General features: G+C 66.8%; 16 protein-coding genes and 1 pseudogene. 6 read left to right on the top strand and 11 right to left on the bottom strand.

What is annotated here, in order from left to right:
- The coding region (gene kdgD / locus RT697_RS24260) for a 5-dehydro-4-deoxyglucarate dehydratase (RefSeq protein ID WP_313702246.1) at positions 1-881 on the bottom strand (881 nt) is incomplete at its 3' end.
- A gap of 245 nt (positions 882-1126) precedes the next feature.
- On the opposite strand from kdgD, the gene garD reads away from it, so the two are divergent.
- The 4 genes from garD to RT697_RS24240 all read left to right on the top strand — a co-directional run bounded on the left by garD (position 1127) and on the right by RT697_RS24240 (position 5328).
- Complete coding sequence (garD, locus tag RT697_RS24255; RefSeq protein ID WP_313702245.1) at positions 1127-2695, top strand: galactarate dehydratase; 1569 nt, start codon at positions 1127-1129, stop codon at positions 2693-2695.
- Between the two features lie 61 nt (positions 2696-2756).
- Entirely contained in the window at positions 2757-3806 is a 1050-nt protein-coding gene (locus RT697_RS24250) for an SMP-30/gluconolactonase/LRE family protein (protein WP_313702244.1), read from the top strand.
- Between the two features lie 71 nt (positions 3807-3877).
- On the top strand, positions 3878-4864 hold the full coding sequence (locus RT697_RS24245) for a tripartite tricarboxylate transporter substrate binding protein (protein WP_313702243.1): 987 nt from the start codon (positions 3878-3880) through the stop codon (positions 4862-4864).
- A gap of 95 nt (positions 4865-4959) precedes the next feature.
- On the top strand, positions 4960-5328 hold the full coding sequence (locus RT697_RS24240; RefSeq protein WP_313702242.1) for a hypothetical protein: 369 nt from the start codon (positions 4960-4962) through the stop codon (positions 5326-5328).
- A 28-nt stretch (positions 5329-5356) separates the two neighbouring features.
- Here the strand turns inward: RT697_RS24240 and RT697_RS24235 are convergent, their stop codons facing one another.
- Positions 5357-6301: a LysR family transcriptional regulator gene (locus tag RT697_RS24235; protein ID WP_313702241.1), complete on the bottom strand. Its 945-nt coding sequence runs from the start codon at positions 6299-6301 to the stop codon at positions 5357-5359.
- A gap of 138 nt (positions 6302-6439) precedes the next feature.
- On the opposite strand from RT697_RS24235, the gene RT697_RS24230 reads away from it, so the two are divergent.
- Entirely contained in the window at positions 6440-8152 is a 1713-nt protein-coding gene (locus RT697_RS24230) for a thiamine pyrophosphate-dependent enzyme (RefSeq protein WP_313702240.1), read from the top strand.
- Here the strand turns inward: RT697_RS24230 and RT697_RS24225 are convergent.
- Complete coding sequence (locus RT697_RS24225; RefSeq protein WP_313702239.1) at positions 8140-8889, bottom strand: class II aldolase/adducin family protein; 750 nt, start codon at positions 8887-8889, stop codon at positions 8140-8142. The two genes, RT697_RS24230 and RT697_RS24225, sit on opposite strands and share 13 nt — an antisense overlap.
- 17 nt (positions 8890-8906) lie before the next feature.
- Complete coding sequence (locus RT697_RS24220) at positions 8907-9893, bottom strand: tripartite tricarboxylate transporter substrate binding protein (RefSeq protein ID WP_313702238.1); 987 nt, start codon at positions 9891-9893, stop codon at positions 8907-8909.
- Positions 9894-10155: 262 nt separating this feature from the next.
- Here RT697_RS24220 and RT697_RS24215 point away from each other — a divergent pair, with 262 nt between their 5' ends.
- Positions 10156-10752 (top strand): DUF4202 domain-containing protein, encoded by a 597-nt coding sequence (locus tag RT697_RS24215; RefSeq protein ID WP_313702237.1) that lies wholly within the window; start codon positions 10156-10158, stop codon positions 10750-10752.
- A gap of 87 nt (positions 10753-10839) precedes the next feature.
- On the opposite strand, the gene RT697_RS24210 is transcribed toward RT697_RS24215, so the two are convergent.
- The 7 genes and pseudogenes from RT697_RS24210 to RT697_RS24180 form a co-directional block, all read right to left on the bottom strand.
- Positions 10840-11601, bottom strand: a complete 762-nt coding sequence (locus RT697_RS24210; RefSeq protein WP_313702236.1) for a ProQ/FinO family protein — start codon at positions 11599-11601, stop codon at positions 10840-10842.
- An 82-nt stretch (positions 11602-11683) separates the two neighbouring features.
- Positions 11684-13156, bottom strand: coding sequence for a hypothetical protein (locus tag RT697_RS24205; protein WP_313702235.1), 1473 nt, complete (start codon positions 13154-13156; stop codon positions 11684-11686).
- 232 nt (positions 13157-13388) lie between these two features.
- Positions 13389-13610, bottom strand: coding sequence for a hypothetical protein (locus RT697_RS24200; protein ID WP_056318016.1), 222 nt, complete (start codon positions 13608-13610; stop codon positions 13389-13391).
- Between the two features lie 8 nt (positions 13611-13618).
- Positions 13619-14008, bottom strand: a complete 390-nt coding sequence (locus tag RT697_RS24195) for a hypothetical protein (RefSeq protein ID WP_199778146.1) — start codon at positions 14006-14008, stop codon at positions 13619-13621.
- A gap of 163 nt (positions 14009-14171) precedes the next feature.
- Positions 14172-14978 (bottom strand): 4-hydroxy-2-oxoheptanedioate aldolase, encoded by an 807-nt coding sequence (gene hpaI / locus RT697_RS24190; protein ID WP_313702234.1) that lies wholly within the window; start codon positions 14976-14978, stop codon positions 14172-14174.
- Between the two features lie 25 nt (positions 14979-15003).
- A complete protein-coding gene (locus RT697_RS24185) occupies positions 15004-16527 on the bottom strand; it encodes an altronate dehydratase family protein (protein WP_313702233.1) in 1524 nt (507 codons plus the stop codon).
- 6 nt (positions 16528-16533) lie between these two features.
- Positions 16534-16728: pseudogene (locus RT697_RS24180) on the bottom strand (tripartite tricarboxylate transporter substrate binding protein); the annotation flags it as partial.

Genomic DNA, 16728 nt, shown 5'->3' with positions numbered 1-16728 from the left:
AGCATTTCCATTTCTTCGCCGGTCAGGTCGGTCAGCGGCGCACGCACGGGGCCCGCGTCGTGGCCAACCAGCTTGGCGCCGGCCTTGACGATGCTGACGGCGTAGCCGGCCTTGCGGTTGCGGATTTCCAGGTAAGGCAGGAAGAAATCGTCCAGCAGGCGGTTGGTGGTGTCGCTGTCGCCGGCGGCGATGGCGTTGTAGAACTCCATGGCCATCTTGGGCACGAAGTTGAAGACGGCCGACGAGTAGACCGGCACGCCCAGCGCGCGGTAAGCGGCGGCATAGACTTCAGCGGTGGGCAGGCCGCCCAGGTACGAGAAGCGGTCGCCCATCTTGCGGCGGATGCGGACCATCGATTCGATGTCGCCGATGCCGTCCTTGAAACCGACCAGGTTGGGGCAGCGGTCGGCCAGGCGGGCCAGGCTGTCGGCCGACAGACGCGACTGGGCGCGGTTGTAGACGATGACGCCGATGTTGACCGATTTGCAGACCTGTTCGACGTGGGCGGCGATGCCGTCCTGCGAGGCTTCGGTCAGGTAGTGGGGCAGCAGCAGGACGCCCTTGGCGCCTTGGCGTTCGGCTTCCTGGGCGTAGGCGATGGCGGTGCGGGTGGGGCCGCCAGCGCCGGCCAGGATCGGCACCTTGCCTTTGCAGGTCTGCACGGCGGTGCGGATGACGTCGGAGTATTCGTCGGGAGCCAGCGAGAAGAACTCACCGGTGCCGCCGGCGGCGAACAGGGCGGTGGCGCCATAGGGAGCCAGCCATTCCAGACGAGCCGCATAGCTCTTGGCGTTGAAATCGCCGTTCTGGTCGAAGTCGGTCACGGGGAAGGACAGCAGGCCTTCCGAAACAATGGCCTTGAGTTCTTGCGGAGTCGTCATGTTGCGCTCATCCCTAAATGGCCGTCGCAGGCGAAAGGTAGGTGCTTGCGAACGGGATGCGGTGGTAAAAGGTGGGTCATCGTACAACATCAAATTGCCGGATTCAAGGCGCGTCCCCATGTGGCGCCGCATTTACAAGGGGAAACCCGAAATTCCTTTCTGATGCCTTTCAGCGATATTCTCTTGGTTGTACGATAACGTACGGTGCCCGCAGCGGGGCATCCATCAAGGCTAAAGGATTCATCATGCAGGTTGCAGTCGAGCAGTCGCCCGTTCTCATCAAGATTCATCCCGACGACAACGTCGCCATCGTGGCCAATGATGGCGGGTTGCCGTCGGGAACCGTTCTGCCCGACGGTCTTCAACTGGTCGACGCCGTGCCGCAAGGACACAAGGTTGCGCTGACCGATCTGGCCGAAGGCGACGAGGTCAGGCGCTACAACGTGGTGGTCGGTTATGCCGCCAAGGCGCTGCCGCGCGGCAGCTGGATCAACGAACGCGTCACCACGATGCCGACCGCGCGCACGCTGGAAGACCTGCCCGTCTCCACGCGGATTGCGCCGCTGCCGCCGCTCGAGGGCTATACCTTCCAGGGCTACCGCAACGCGGACGGCACCGTCGGCACGCGCAACATTCTTGCCATCAGCACCACGGTGCAGTGCGTGCAGGGCGTCGTCGAGCACGCGGTCGCGCGCATCCGCCGCGAACTGCTGCCGCTGTATCCCAACGTGGACGACGTGGTGGGCATCGAGCACACCTATGGCTGCGGCGTGGCCATCGACGCGCCGGGCGCGGCGATTCCCATCCGCACGCTGCACAACATCGCCCGCAATCCGAATTTCGGCGGCACGTCCATGGTGGTGAGCCTGGGCTGTGAAAAGCTGCAGCCGGAGCGCCTGCTGGCGCCCACCGCCATCCCGATCCGCGCCGGCGAGGGCATGGGCGGCGACGGTGTGGACACCATCGTGCTGCAAGACGAAGAGAACGTCGGCTTCGATTCGATGATCCAGCTCATCATGCGCACGGCCGAGCGCCACCTGCAGAAGCTCAACGCCCGCCAGCGCGAAACCTGCCCGGTGTCGGACCTGACCGTCGGCGTGCAGTGCGGCGGCAGCGACGCGTTTTCTGGCGTGACGGCCAATCCGGCCGTGGGATTTGCGACCGACCTGCTTGTGCGCGCCGGCGGCACGGTGATGTTCTCGGAAAACACCGAGGTGCGCGACGGCATCGACCAGCTGACTGCCCGCGCCGAAACGCCCGAAGTCGCCGACGCGCTGATCCGCGAAATGGCCTGGTACGACGCGTACCTGCAGCGCGGCATGGCCGATCGCAGCGCCAACACCAGCCCCGGCAACAAGAAGGGCGGCCTGTCGAACATCGTCGAAAAGGCGATGGGGTCGATCGTCAAGTCGGGTTCGTCGCCGATCCATGGCGTGCTGTCGCCCGGCGACCGCCTGACGCGCAAGGGCCTGATCTTCGCGGCCACGCCCGCCAGCGACTTCATCTGCGGCACGCTGCAACTGGCCGCCGGCATGAACCTGCACATCTTCACCACCGGCCGCGGCACGCCCTACGGGCTGGCGCAGGTGCCGGTCATCAAGGTCGCCACGCGCTCGGCGCTGGCGCGCCGCTGGCACGATCTGATGGACGTGGATGCCGGCGTCATCGCCACCGGCCAGGCCTCGATCGAGGAAGTGGGCTGGCAGCTCTTTCAGATGATGCTGGACGTGGCCAGCGGCAAGAAGCAGACCTGTGCGGAGAAGCTCAAGCTGCACAACGCCCTGGCGCTGTTCAACCCGGGCCCCGTGACCTGATCGGGGACCCAACCCGTCCGTAGCGCCATCGCAGAATAAAACCACCGAGAGGAGACAGCCGATGGAAATTGACCCGCAAGTCCAGGCCGGCCGGCGCCGGCTGCTGGGCGCCGCGCTTGCACTGGCCCCTGCCAGTCTCGTGCACGCGCAGTCTTTCAGCTTCACCCCGCAGCAGCGCTACCCGGACCCCTCGGTCCGGATCCTGGACCCGGAATTCGCCAAGTACCGCATCTACAGCAGCAGCGTGGAGCAGCTTGCGACCGGTTTCCGCTGGCTGGAAGGTCCGGTGTGGTTTGGCGACGGGCGCTATCTGCTCGCCTCGGACATTCCCAATAACCGCATCATCCGCTGGGACGAAACCACCGGCGAAACCAGCGTGTTCCGTCAGCCGTCCAACTTCAGCAACGGGCTCGCCCGGGACCGCCAGGGCCGCCTGCTGGCCTGCGAACACCTGACGCGCCGCGTCACGCGCACGGAATACGACGGCAGCATCACGGTGCTGGCGGACCGCTTCGACGGCAAGCCGTTCAATTCGCCCAATGACATCGTGTGCCAGCGCAACGGCGCGATCTGGTTCACCGATCCGCCGTTCGGCATCGGCGGACACTGGGAAGGCGACAAGGCCACGCCCGAACTGCCGCATTCCGTCTATCGCATCGACCCCGCCAACGGCCGCGTGACGCTGGCGTTGGGCGACCTGGCCGGGCCCAACGGCCTGTGCTTTTCGCCTGACGAGAAGGTGCTGTACATCGTCGAATCGCGCCACCAGCCCAACCGCGTGATCTGGGCCTTCGACGTGGGCGCGGACGGCGCGCTGTCCAACAAGCGCCTGCACGTCGACGCGCAGGGACCCGGCGCCATCGACGGCATCAAGTGCGACGAGGCCGGCAACCTGTGGTGCGGCTGGGGCAGCAACGGCTCACCCGACGCCAAATCCGAGGACCTGGACGGCGTGATGGTCTTCAACCCCGCGGGCAAGGCCATCGGCCACATTCGCCTGCCGGAACGCTGCGCCAATCTTTGCTTTGGCGGCGCCAAGCGCAACCGCCTCTTCATGGCGAGCAGCCATTCGCTCTATGCCCTGTACGTGGAGACCCGCGGCGCGGCATAGGCACATCCCCACCGCGGCCTCACCAGGCCGCGGGACACTTCAACACACATACCAAACAGTGTGGAGACAGCATGAACCCGAGCAAGAGACAGTTCCTGGGCAGCGCCGCGGCGCTTTGCCTGACGCCCCTGGTGCCGGCATGGGCCCAACCCGCGCAATCGGCGCAATGGCCGACGCGGCCCGTGCGCATCGTCGTGCCTTACCCGCCCGGCGGCTCGTCGGACATCATCGCGCGCATCCTGGCGCCCCGGCTGGCCGAAGTGCTCAAGCAGACCGTGGTCGTCGAGAACAAGCCCGGCGCGAACGGCAACCTGGGCGCCGGCCTGGTGGTGCAGTCGGCGCAGGAAGGCCACACGGTCCTCCTGTGCGACGTCGGCGCGCTGGCGATCAGCCCGTCCGTCTACACCAAGCTGACCTTTGATCCGTCCAAGGACCTGCGCGCCGTCGGCATGCTGGCGTATTCGCCGCACGTGCTGGCCGTGCACCCGGACGTCAAGGCCAAGACCGTGCAGGATCTGGTCGAGCTGTCCAAGAAAGAGCGCATCAACTTCGCCGTCACCGCCATCGGCAGCGCGCCCCACCTGGCGGCCGTCGCGGTGCAGCAGGCCACCGGTGCGCAGTGGGAATACGTGCCGTACAAGGGCGGTTCGCAGGCGGTCACCGACACCATCGGCGGCCAGACGCAAATCATCATGAACGGCCTGCTGGCCACGCTGCCGCACATCAAGTCGGGCAAGCTGCGCGCGATCGCGATTTCGAAGAGCGAGCGCATGAAGCTGGTGCCGGACATCCCCACCATCTCCGAGCAAGGCGTGAAGGGCTTCGAGTCCGGCACGTGGCAAGGCGTGATGGCCCCGTCCAACATGACCGACCCGGTGGCGGCCCAGCTGCAGGCGCTGATGGCGCAGATCGTCACCCAGCCGGACGTCACGGCGCAGTTGAACGAGCAGGGCGCCGAGATCGTCACCAAGAGCCCGGCCGAGCTTGCGCAGTTCTTCAGCAGCGAGCGCGCACGCTGGGCCAAGGTTGTGGCCAGCACCGACATCCGCCTGGATTGATCGGGTCCGGCCCCGCCTTGCTAGGGGCGGGGTTCGGGAGCACACTGGAATTGCGTCCAGGCTTCGGCCTGGACCGATTCCGTGGAGCTCAGTCAATGAAATCCTTGTTTGCCGCGGTGCTGATTGGGGCATCCGGTGCGTTGTCGGCGCTGGCCGCCGCGCCCGCGCTGGCGCGCGATCCGCTTCCGACCGTGCCATCTCCGCCCGCATCCGCCCGCACCGTGCCGGATACGTGCCTGGGCACCGACTGCCCACGCATCGTGGATCCGGGCAAGATAAATCGGGACTGCCTGGGCACGTCGTGTCCGGGTTCCCGCTACCCGCCGCCTGCGGCGACGCCCGCGCGGCCGCAGGACCAGCCCGGGTTGAAATCGCCCACCCGGACATGGCTGCCGCCGATGCCGCCCCGGCCGGGGCAAACGCCCGTGGGACCGCTGACGCCTGCGCCCGCATTGCCGAGGTAGGCGCGGCGCTGCCGCATTACTTGTTGATTTACTCGTCGCACATCCGCAGGCTGTCGCGATACGGCTCGGCCTGCGTCATGGCGGCCAACACCTCGTGCAGTGTCGCCTGGACGATCTTGACGGCCTGCGTCAACGGTCGGCTTGATGCCGTCGCCACCATCAGGCGCGTGGACAGGCCCGGTTCGACGATCCGGCGGGCGATCAGCTTGCCCGATTCGACCTCATTCATCACCGCGGGCAGGGCCAGCACGGTGTGCGCCAGGCCTTCGACGACGATGTCCTTCATCAGCTCCAGCGCATCCATTTCGAACGCCACGTTCAATGGCATGTCGGCCTGCGTGGCGGCGTGTTCGAGCGTGCGGCGCAGGCCGTGATTGCGCGTGGGCAGCGCCAGCGGCAGGTCGCGCAGGGCCGAAAACGGGATGGCCGGCATCGCACGCGCGGCGGGCGACAGGCCTTGCGGCGGGGACACCAGCGCAAGGTCCAGTTCGGCCAGCGGTGCGACGGCGATGTGCTGCGAACGCCGCGCGTCGTGCAGCACGGCGATATCGACTCGGGCATTGGTCAGCCATTCGTGCACGTAGCCGCTGTAACCCGTGATGATGTTGAGCTGGATGCGCGGATGGCGCCGCCAGACCTCGGCCACCAGCCGCATGCCCACCATGTGACAGAGCGTGGGCGTGAGTCCCAGCATCACCTGGCCGGACGGCGACTTCTGGTCGTTGTGGAACTCGGTCACCACGTGGTCCATCTGGCGCATGAGCGGACGCAGCCTGTCCAGCAGTTTTTCGCCGTCGGGAGTCAGCGAGACGCCGCGCCCGTTGCGGTAGAGCAGGGCGCAGCCGCATTCGTCTTCCAGCTTGCGCACCTGCCGGCCAAGCGCCGACTGGGCGATGCCGAGCACCGATGCGGCGCGTGAGAAGCTGCCCAGATCCGCGACGTGGATCAGGTTTTCGATCTTGCGTAGGTCCATCGTCTCCGGAGCGCGGCGCCCACGCCGCCGCGCGCGCCGCTGTCTCATTCTTGTATATCTGGTTGCCAGAGTATGCCTAGTTGGGCGTGGGATGCCAATCTAGAATGCCCTGGACCTTTTCCTGCCGGGGCTTCCCACATGACCGCATCCGCAACACCGAACACCTCCGCCCACGCGTTGATCCGGGTGCTGGCCGCCAACGCGATCGACCGCGTGTTCGTGGTGCCCGGCGAAAGCTATCTGGGCGTCCTGGACGCGCTGCATGACTTTCCCGGCATCGACGTGGTGACCTGCCGCCACGAAGGCGGCGCCGCATTCATGGCCTGCGCTGACGCCCGCCTGACCGGGCGCCCCGGCGTGGTGATGGTCTCGCGCGGTCCGGGCGCCGCCAACGCCGCGATCGGCGTGCATGCCGCGCAGCAGGATGCGGCGCCGATGATTCTGCTGATCGGTCAGGTGCCGAAGAAGGACGTGCGCAAGGAAGCGTTCCAGGAAATCGACTATCAGAAGATGTTCGGCTCGATGGCCAAGTGGGTAGTCGAGGTGACCACGCCCGAGGAACTGGCGCCGGCCGCCTTCAAGGCCGTGCGGGTGGCGATGGCGGGCACGCCGGGCCCCGTGGTGATGGTGGTGCCCGAGGATGTGCAGCAGGCGATCGTGGACCAGCACGACTGGACGGCGATGCCCGAGAGCCCGTCTCAGCCGGCTCCCGACGGGCTGGAACGCATCCACGCGTTGCTGTCGCGCGCACACAGGCCGCTCATCATCGCCGGCGGCGGATTCAACGTTCCGGGCGGCCGGGAGGCCTTGATGCGCCTTGCGGAACGCCATTCCATTCCGGTGGTTGTCTCGTTCCGCCAGCACGATCTGTTTCCCAATACGCATCCGCTCTATGCGGGCGATCTCGATCTGGCGACGCCGGCCGCGCAGGTGGCGGCGCTGGATGGCAGTGATCTGATCCTGGCGCTTGGCACGCGACTGGGCGACATCACGACGCAGGGCTACACCTTTCCCGCGCATCCGCGGCCGCGCCAGACGCTGGTGCATTGCTATCCCGATCCGCATATCGTGAACCAGCACTTCGCGGCCGACGTGGGACTGGTGGCCGATCCCGCGGCCACGGCGGCGGCGCTGGCCGGGCTGCCCGCCACGGGTGGCGGACTGGCGCGCGAGGACTGGACCGCCACGCTGCGCACCATCCGGCAACAGACGGCGGCATGGCCGCAAGCCGCAGGTCAGGCCGTGGACGACGGCATTCCTTTCGCCGCAGTGGTCAAGGCGTTGGAAGCGCAGGCGCCCGCGGACGTTGCAATCTGCCTGGACGCCGGCACCTTCGCCGCGCCGGTGTACCGCCACTTTCCCTTCGCATTCCCGCAACGGCTGCTGGCGTCGCAGTCGGGCGCAATGGGCTACGGCACGCCGGCGGCCATCGCGGCGCAGTTGCGCGATCCGAAGCGGCAGGTCGTGTGCATGGCAGGCGATGGCGGCTTCGCGATGACGGGCAACGAGATGGCCGCAGCCGCCGAGCGAGGACTGCCCATCCTGTTCATCGTCGCCAACAACAATTGCTACGGGTCGATCCGCCTGCACCAGGCGCGCACGTATCCGGGGCGATATGTGGGAACGGACCTGGCCAGCCCCGACTTCACGCTGGTGGCCCGTGCCTACGGACTGCAGGCCGAATACGTGACGCGCGCCGATCAACTGGACGATGCGATCGCGCGTGGCCTGGCGGCGGACGCGCCGTATCTGCTGGAGGTGCGCACCAGCCTGGGCGCCATCCTGCCGGCGAGCGTGAGCCACGCGGCAGGAAGCGACCTCGTGCCGCGCGGCGAATCTCACGACTTGTAGCCGGGGTCCTTGCGATCCATCAGGCGCAGCATGGCGGGCCATTCAAGTTCGCCGAACGGCCGGCGGGTGCCGGGCTGGTACAGCAGCCATGTCTTCTCGATGACCTCGGGCGGCGGCAGGCAGAGCTCGCGCCCCGAGCTCAACGCATCCACCTGCGCCTTGCAGGCCATTTCCAACCAATAAAGCGTATTGAACGCCTGCGCAATCGACGGCCCCGCGGCAAGCAGCCCGTGATTGCGCAGGATCATCGCGTCGGACGATCCCAGATCCGCGACGAGGCGCTCGCGTTCGTCCAGGTCGATGGCGACGCTCTCGTAGTCGTGATACGGGATCTTCGCGAACCGCATTGCGGTCTGCGTCAGCGGCAATAGGCCGCATTTCAGCGCCGACACGGCCATGCCCGCCCGCGTGTGCGTGTGGATGACACACGCCACGTCGTGCCGCGCGCCATGGACCGCGCTGTGGATCACGTAGCCCGCGGCATTGATGCCGTAACCGGACGGCTGATCGAGAATGTTGCCGGCCAGGTCGATCTTGACCAGGCTGGACGCGGTGATCTCGTCATACATCATGCCGTAGGGGTTGATGAGCAGGTGGTCGTCGGTGTCCGGGATGCGGGCGGTGATGTGGTTGTAGATCAGGTCGCTCATGCCAAAGTGCGCGACCAGCCGGTAGCACGCGGCCAGTTGGACGCGGGCGTCCCATTCCTGGCTGCTCATTTCCGCTTTTGTGTTCATGGTTGCCGTTCCTCCTGTCAGTCCGTGCCTTTCACGTTGAATTCGCGGACCACGCCGCCCCACGATTCGTACTCGGATTTCATCATCGCGCCGAATCGCGCCGGCGATTCGGTGGTGCGTACCTGCGCGCCCAGGTCCGCGAGCTTGTCGCGCACGGCGGCATCGGCCAGTACGGCATTCATTTCGCGCGCCAGCTTTTCCTGGATGGCGGGCGGTATGCCGGCGGGCGCAATCAGCCCGAGCCAGGCGCCCATGTCAAAACCCGGAAAGCCTTGCTCCGCGACGGTTGGCACGTCGGGCAGCGTGGGCACGCGCTCCGGCGTGCTGACGGCCAGCGCCTTCAGGCGGCCCGCCTTCACCATTGCCAGCGACGACACCATCGTGTCGAAGGTCGCGTACGTGCGTCCACCGACGATGTCCGTCTGCGCCTGGCTACTGCCCTTGTACGGAACATGCACCATCGTCGCGCCGGCCTTGGACAGCAGCACGGACGTCACCAGGTGGCTTGTCGTGCCGACGCCGGTGGTGCCGTAGGTGTATTGCCCCGGTTTGGCCTTCACGGTGTCCAGGAAGTCGGTCAGGTTGCGGGCCGGGTTGTCGGCGCTGACCACGAACAGATACGGCAGCCAGGTAATCAACCCGATCGGGGCAAAGTCCTTGCGTGCGTCGTAGTTCAAGTTGGGATAGACGTGCGGATTGATCGCCTGCGGCGCGGACGCGCCGATCATCAGCGTGTAGCCGTCAGGTTTGGCGCGCGCGCCCAGGCCCGCGGCGATGGAGCCGCCCGCACCCGGCTTGTTCTCCACGATGAACTGTTGCCCCATGCGCTGCGCGAGCCGTTCGCCCAGCATGCGCGCCACCGTGTCGGTCGCCGTGCCCGGCGGAAAGCCCACCAGGATGGTCACCGGTTTGGCGGGGTAGGGTTCGTCCTGGGCCTGCGCGGCGCCGCCCGCGGCCCACAGCGTGGCGGCCAGCGTGACGGCCAGTAATCTTGCGTGTCGCATCTGTCGTCTCTCCAGTCATTATTTTTTGATGGCGGGAGAGCGATGGCGCCGGCCCGCGTCGGGTGAGGCTCCTCGACCGCCCCGACGCCTTTTACGGTCGCACACCGCAAGGGCGGCTTCAATGACACGGCGGGCCAAGCAGATAGCGCGAAACGGCATAGACGGCGCACGGCGCCGGATGCCGCAGGTATGATGGGCTCCATTCCGCCTGTCAATCTCCGCACCGGCCCTCGCGCGCCGGTCTTTCCGAAGACGCCACCCCATGAACGACCGCCTGCAGCAGACCCTGCGCCGTTTCGACGACTACAACGCCAAGGACCCCAACACGTTTACGTGGGAAGGCGAATCCTGTCCGCAAGAGCTGTTTCTGGCGCAAAAGCTGCACGAGTGGGTCATGAAGCTGGCGCCCGACGCGTCCGAGCCGCTGATTTTGGCATCCCGGTGCCAGCACATCGGCCGCTGGGAGATCACGCGCGCCAGCTATCCCGAAGGCCGCATCGGCTATCTGACGTGGCGCAAGGCGCTGGCACGGCATCACGCCGGCATCGCACAACAGATCATGAAAGACGCGGGCTATCCGCAAGCGGATGGCGAGCGCGTGGCGGCGATCCTGATGAAGCAGGGCATCAAGCAGGATGCGGACGTGCAGGTCATGGAAAACGCGCTGTGCCTGGTGTTCCTGCAATACCAGTACGAGGCCTTCTACCCGGCCCACGAAGACAAGATCGTCGAGATCCTGCGCAAGTCCCTGCTGAAGATGGACGGCGCGGGGCATCAGCAGGCCATGACGCTGTCCTATTCGGAAAAGGGCATGGGCTACATCAAGCAGGCGCTGGCGGCGCTTGAGGCGGCAGGCTAGATACTGCCGCGTGCATGCAGAAAGGCCTGCGCCCGGCCGGGAGTCGTTCTCCCGGCCGGGCGCAGGCCTGTATTGCTAATGACGGGCTTATTCGTCGGACGCTTGGGGCGTGACGTCCGCGGGAGTCGCACCTGCCGCGTTCGCGTCCGGGGCTTTGGCTTCAGCGGCCTTCACATCCACGGCTTTCACATCCACCGCTTTCACGTCCGGGGACGTCACGTCGGCAGGTTGCGTGTCAGGGGCGGCGTCGGCAGCCGGCGCCGGCGTCTGCTCGGCAGCCGTCTGCGCCTTTTTCTCGGCCCGTGCGCGCGCGGCGTTGCGCGACGCATTGCGCGATGCCATGCGCTTGGCGTGACGCGCTTCGTTGGCGGTCACGGCGCCGGCGGGTTCGCCGTTCAGGTCCACGCGCGGCGCGTCCTCGACCATGCTGGCCCAGTAGCGGCGGCCATCGCACCACGTCTTGACGGCTTCCTTGATCTGCGCCTCGTCGAGCTGCAGTTGCTCGGCATGTTGCACCAGGTCCGCCAGCACGCCCAGCTTGAGCGGCAGCTTGGGCGCGGGGTTCTTGGGGAAGGCCTTGGGAAAGTGACGTTGCAGGCGCGAAATGGCGACGACCACGGGATCGACCGGCGTCTCGCGCTTTTCGGGACGCGGGGCGCGCTGGCCCTTGTCGCCGCCTTGCGCGCGCTTCGCCTTGTCGCCACCCTGCGGACGCGGACCCTTGCCGGCGCCTTGCGGGCGGCGCGGCTTGTCCGTGCCTTGCGGTCGCGATTCGTTCTTCGAGCCTGCCTTGTCAGGCGACTGCTTGATAAGCAATTCCCGGATCGCGGCTAATTGTTCTAGTCCCATGTGCTACACAAAAAAAAGGTTGAGGCGGCGAGCGTATCCGCTGCACCGCCAGTTGTCGGCCTTTCAGCAGCCCTGAATTCTGCTACCCGGAGATGACCACGAGCAGCGCCAGCGACAGCAGGATACCGAACGCGGCCAGGGCAAACGGCAGTAGTAGAACATACACGCCGCGTTCGTGCCCCCGTCCATGCGCCAGACCGGCGGCAATCGACATCCGGACCGGCGAAAAAAACCCCATCGACGTGCCCGAAACGTGCAGCAACGCGGCGGCTGCGGGCACGTTCAGACCGGCCTGAAGCGCTAATGATAGCTGGGAAGACATGAACAGGCTGTTCGGCGCGTTGCCGCTGTTGGCCAGAATGCCGAACGCGCCGGCCAGAAGCGGTGTGATCAGGATAGTCCAGTCGCGCAGGCTCGAGAATAGTCCATCGGCATAGGCCCGCGAAATCCCCGCGCCCGCCAGCACCTCGGCCATCATTGCGAACAGAAAGACGGACATGACGGCATGACTGCCTGTCATCCACGCGGCGCGCGACTGGGCCCGCAGCGTCCCTGGATGGCGCTGCCAGACTGCCATGGCCACGGCTCCCGCGATCAGCCAGCTTCCCGCATGCAGAAAAGGCATCCACGCGGGCAGGTCCGCATAGGGTTTGACGTCCGCCAGGCCGGCAAGACCGCGATTCAGGCCGGGTACGAGCCGCGTGGCCACCAGCCAGGCGATGAGCGCGATGTAGGGCAGGGCGCGCCGTGCGGCGTCCAGCGCCTGCCCGCGATCGGGCCTGCGGTCCGCCAGGAAGCGCACCACGATCAGCGGACCGTACGCCGCAAGCAGCGCCGTTTCCGGCCCTAGCAGTGCCGTCGCCGCTGTCAGCAACGCCAGGCTCGCGGCCATCCAGGCTGCTTCGCGCCCCAGTTCGGCGGCAGGCGCGGACAACGCCGCGCGTGCGGCGGTGCGCCAATACAGCGCCAGCCATACCCCCATCAGCAGCGCCACGGGGACCATGCTGTACAGCGCAAGCTGCGTGGCCGGCACGCGCGCATAGGCCGAGGCCAGCAGCGTGCCGCTTCCCATTGCGCCCCACGGAATCAGCGTCTGGCTGAGCAGTGCGAACACCATGATCTCGCGCGGCTTCAGGCCCAGCGGGCGGATCAGCATTACCGTACCCAGCATGCCCACGCCAAAGCCGGTGGCGGACTCGGCAAACGGGCCGACAAGGAAACAGGCAAAGAAGAGCAGCCGGCGCCGGGCGAGGGGATCCAGGTGCATGGCGTCCGGCGGGCCGCCTGCCGCGTCCGTGCGCATGCCGGCTTGCGCCGCCATCTGCCAGAACAGCAGGCCGCCGAGGATGTAAGGGGTAATGATCCAGCCGATCCAGAGCCCGCGTTCCAGGGCAACGGCTAGTTGCGCCGGCGAGAACGGCGCAGGCGCTCCAAGCAGGGCGACGGGCACCGCCGCAATCAGGCCCAGCGCCGCGGCGATGGTCGTGTTGACGCGCCCGCTCGCGATCGCGGCGATCACGGTCAGCGCCGGCAGGGACCACAGCAGGTACATCATGAAAGAAACATCCGCATCGCCCGGGTGAAGTCGCGGCGCAAAGCGTATCAGTCTATGGCGGCGGCGGGTAGCCGTGGCGGCGGGCGGAACGAAGGCGGGCGGAACGAAGGCGGGCGGCGCAGGCCGGGACGCAGGCAAGCAGGCAAGCCGGCGTCCAGACGCAGGAACGCCGGCTGGCGTTGGCGCGCGAGCCGGCGTTCAGGGGTGACGGGTCAGGTCGGTATCGCGTTATCTACTGGTTCGCGCCGCGGATGTTGCCGGCGATACCGCCGGCCGCACCGCCAATGGCGGCCCCCGTCCAGGCGCTGCCCCCCGCGATGGCGGCAATGCCGGCGCCCGCCGCGGCGCCCATCAAGCCACCCGTGACGGTGCCTTGCTGTTCCTTCGTCATGTTCGTGCATGCGGCCAGCGATGCCATCGCAATGGCCAGGCCTATCGTGCGGATAGTCTTCATGGCGGCTCCTAGGGGGTGCGTTTGGTCTTCGTGGCAGGCACGACAATCTCGAACCAGATCGTCTCCATGACGGGGCGATCCAATTGGGTCGGATTGGCGGCATACCAGCGGTCGATGGTCTCGCGCACCGAATCCAGCGTCTGGTTCTGCAGGCCCGCGGAAAACTTGGGCACCAGCGTCTGCGTATCCGGCACTGCGCGGCGTTGCTGGTAGGCGCGTTCGACCTCAAGCGCATTGGCCACGCCCAGCAGATAGGCCTTTTTGAGGTTGGCGTCGGAATCGGTCCAGTGCTTGCCGGTGATGATCGGGGCGGGGTCCGAGGGGGCGGCCGTGACAGCCGACCCGAACAGCATCGAGAGGGCTACGGTCGCTGGGCCAAGCAGGTGTTTTACTCGCATCGCATCGCTCCTGTGGGGGAACAAAAGATAGAAAACAACCTTCGCGCGCGATTCGGGCGGGGGGATCGAGATGGCCGATCGAAAAGCGGTACCGATCAATTTATGCCTGAATGCGTGGTCATGCAAGACCGGATTACAGGACGGATCGGCCGCTTATGGTCACTCAATAGGCGGCGGATGGACCCTGCGCCGCGGGGCGCACGTCCGGCGACATGAAACTTGCCGCCAGCCGGCGGGCGCTATTGGCGTAAAGCAGGACGTCCACGCCGACCGCCACAAAAGTGCATCCCAGATCCAGATAGCGGCGCGCGAGCGCGGGGTCCGATGTCAGCGTGCCCGCCGATTTGCCGCGCTCGATGATTACCCGCATGGCGCGCTCGATCGCGGCCTGCACGTCCGGATGGCCGGGGCGGCCCCGATGCCCCATGGACGCGGCCAGATCGGCGGGTCCGATGAACACGCCGTCCACGCCGGTCACATCGCAGATGGCCTCCAGGTTCGACAACGCCTGCACCGTTTCCGCCTGCACCAGCAGGCAGATCTCGTCGTCGGCGATATCCAGGTAGTCGTCGCGGGCGCTCCAGCGCGAAGCGCGCCCCACGGCGCTGCCGACGCCGCGTACGCCCTGCGGCGGATAGCGTGTGGCGGCCACCAGTGCGCGGGCCTGCTCGGCGGTGTCGACCATCGGCACCAGCAGATTCTTCGCGCCGATGTCCAGCATCTGCTTGATGAGCGCGATCTCTCCGGCCACCACGCGCACCACGGGTTGGGCGCGGTAGGGTGCGACGCTCTGCAGGGCGGCCAGGGTGCCGCGCAGGTCGTTCGGTGCGTGCTCACCGTCGATCAGCAGCCAATCGAAGCCTGCCGTGGCGGAAACCTCGGCCAGATAGGGGTCGGCCATCGAGAGCCACAGGCCGACCTGGGCTTGCCGCTCGGCGAGGGCCGTCTTGAAGGGGTTGTGTGCGGGCATGCGTTAAAGCTCCTGAAATGACGGGTCAGCTGACGATGCCCAGATGCCAGGGCACGAACTCGTGGTTGCCCAGCCCCAGCGCTTCGCTTTTGGTCGGCGCGCCCGAGGCCGCGCGCAGGATGTGCTCGAAGATGCGTTGTCCCATCTGCGCGATGTCCACCTCGCCATCGAGCACCGCGCCGCAATTGATGTCCATGTCCTCCACCAGGCGCGCATACATGCTGCTGTTGCTGGCAAGCTTGAGCGTGGGCGCAGGCTTGGAGCCGAACATCGAACCGCGGCCCGTCGTGAAGCAGATCAGGTTGGCGCCGCTGGCGATCTGGCCGGTGACCGCAACGGGGTCGTAGCCGGGCGAATCCATGAAGACCAGGCCCGCGCGGTCGATGGGCTCGGCATATTCATACACGGCCTGCAGCGGCGTCGTGCCGCCTTTCATGGCGGACCCCAGCGATTTCTCGAAGATGTTGGCCAGGCCGCCTTGCTGGTTGCCGTGGCCGACAACGCCATTGAACTGCGCGTTGTGTCCGGCCGTGTACCGCTCCCACCATGCCAGCCGGTCCAGCAGTTTCTGGCCCACTTCGGGCGTAACGGCGCGGCGCGTCAGCAGGTATTCCACCCCGTGGATCTCCGGGGTTTCCGACAAAATCGCCGTGCCGCCGTGACGCACCAGGATGTCCATGGCCGCGCCCAGCGCGGGATTGGCCGTGATGGCCGAGTAGCCGTCCGATCCGCCGCATTCCAGCCCGATCTTCAGATGGCTTGCCGGCACGCTGCTGCGCCGCGCGGCATCGGCCTGCGGCAGCATCTCGTCGATGGCCCGGATGCCCGCCTCGATCGTGGCGCGGGTGCCGCCCGTGTCCTGCATCACGAGCGTGCGCACCCGCGCGTCCCCGGCCAGATCCTGGGATTCGATCAGCGCCGACACCTGATTGCGTTCGCAGCCCAGTCCCACGATCAGTACGCCAGCCAGGTTAGGGTGCCGCGCGTAGCCGGCCAGCGTGCGCCGCAGGACATCGAAATGCTCGCTGGGCGACGACATGCCGCAACCGCTCGTCTGCGCGAACGCCACCACGCCATCCACGTTGGGGAACGCGGCAAGGCGTTCAGGCGTGAAGTGCTGCGCGATGTGATGGATCACCGTCGCGGAACAGTTCACCGACGCGAGGATGCCGATGAAATTGCGGGTGCCCACCCGGCCGTCTGGCCGTACGTAGCCCTGGAACGTCGCGCGTTCGGCCTCGGACAGCAGGTCGACCGGTCGCACGTCGCGACAGAAGCCCGGGTCGCGCTCAAAGTCGGCGAGCGCAAGATTGTGCGCGTGCACGTGCTCGCCGGCTTCGATGTCGCGCGCGGCCACGCCGATGATGGCGTCATATTTGCGGACCGGCGTGCCCTTTGGTATCCGGCAGGCCGCAATCTTGTGGCCGCCCGGCACCTGCGCGCGCACCCGCAGTCCCAGCGCCGGAATTGCCATGCCCAAGGCCAGGGCTTCCCGGGCGACCAGCACATTGTCGTTCGCGTGCAGCCGGATCAATGGATTGGAAGTCACCGGGGATCAGCCTTTCTGCAGCATTTCTTTCAGTTTCAGGCGCGCGATCAGCGCGGTCTCCTGCGCATAGACCGACGCCACATAAGCCTGGTAATCCGGGCCGTCCAGATACATGACCGGCGCATCGATGCGATCCGCCACCTGCTTGAAGGCGTCGCTCTTGACCGCGGTGCGGAAGGCCTCGCGCAGCTTGCGCTCGAC

It is taken from the genome of Achromobacter sp. (assembly GCF_032113835.1).
GTDB lineage: Bacteria > Pseudomonadota > Gammaproteobacteria > Burkholderiales > Burkholderiaceae_B > Achromobacter.
The sequence above is the reverse complement of the archived record's forward strand: the minus strand, read 5'-3'. Positions and strand labels throughout refer to the sequence as shown.

What these genes read in the sequence shown, in the direction of transcription:
- garD (WP_313702245.1), top strand. Translation starts at nt 1,127, where the DNA reads ATGCAGGTTGCAGTCGAGCAGTCGCCCGTTCTCATCAAGATTCATCCC.
- RT697_RS24250 (WP_313702244.1), top strand. Translation starts at nt 2,757, where the DNA reads ATGGAAATTGACCCGCAAGTCCAGGCCGGCCGGCGCCGGCTGCTGGGC.
- RT697_RS24245 (WP_313702243.1), top strand. Translation starts at nt 3,878, where the DNA reads ATGAACCCGAGCAAGAGACAGTTCCTGGGCAGCGCCGCGGCGCTTTGC.
- RT697_RS24240 (WP_313702242.1), top strand. Translation starts at nt 4,960, where the DNA reads ATGAAATCCTTGTTTGCCGCGGTGCTGATTGGGGCATCCGGTGCGTTG.
- RT697_RS24235 (WP_313702241.1), bottom strand. Translation starts at nt 6,301, where the DNA reads ATGGACCTACGCAAGATCGAAAACCTGATCCACGTCGCGGATCTGGGC.
- RT697_RS24230 (WP_313702240.1), top strand. Translation starts at nt 6,440, where the DNA reads ATGACCGCATCCGCAACACCGAACACCTCCGCCCACGCGTTGATCCGG.
- RT697_RS24225 (WP_313702239.1), bottom strand. Translation starts at nt 8,889, where the DNA reads ATGAACACAAAAGCGGAAATGAGCAGCCAGGAATGGGACGCCCGCGTC.
- RT697_RS24220 (WP_313702238.1), bottom strand. Translation starts at nt 9,893, where the DNA reads ATGCGACACGCAAGATTACTGGCCGTCACGCTGGCCGCCACGCTGTGG.
- RT697_RS24215 (WP_313702237.1), top strand. Translation starts at nt 10,156, where the DNA reads ATGAACGACCGCCTGCAGCAGACCCTGCGCCGTTTCGACGACTACAAC.
- RT697_RS24210 (WP_313702236.1), bottom strand. Translation starts at nt 11,601, where the DNA reads ATGGGACTAGAACAATTAGCCGCGATCCGGGAATTGCTTATCAAGCAG.
- RT697_RS24205 (WP_313702235.1), bottom strand. Translation starts at nt 13,156, where the DNA reads ATGATGTACCTGCTGTGGTCCCTGCCGGCGCTGACCGTGATCGCCGCG.
- RT697_RS24200 (WP_056318016.1), bottom strand. Translation starts at nt 13,610, where the DNA reads ATGAAGACTATCCGCACGATAGGCCTGGCCATTGCGATGGCATCGCTG.
- RT697_RS24195 (WP_199778146.1), bottom strand. Translation starts at nt 14,008, where the DNA reads ATGCGAGTAAAACACCTGCTTGGCCCAGCGACCGTAGCCCTCTCGATG.
- hpaI (WP_313702234.1), bottom strand. Translation starts at nt 14,978, where the DNA reads ATGCCCGCACACAACCCCTTCAAGACGGCCCTCGCCGAGCGGCAAGCC.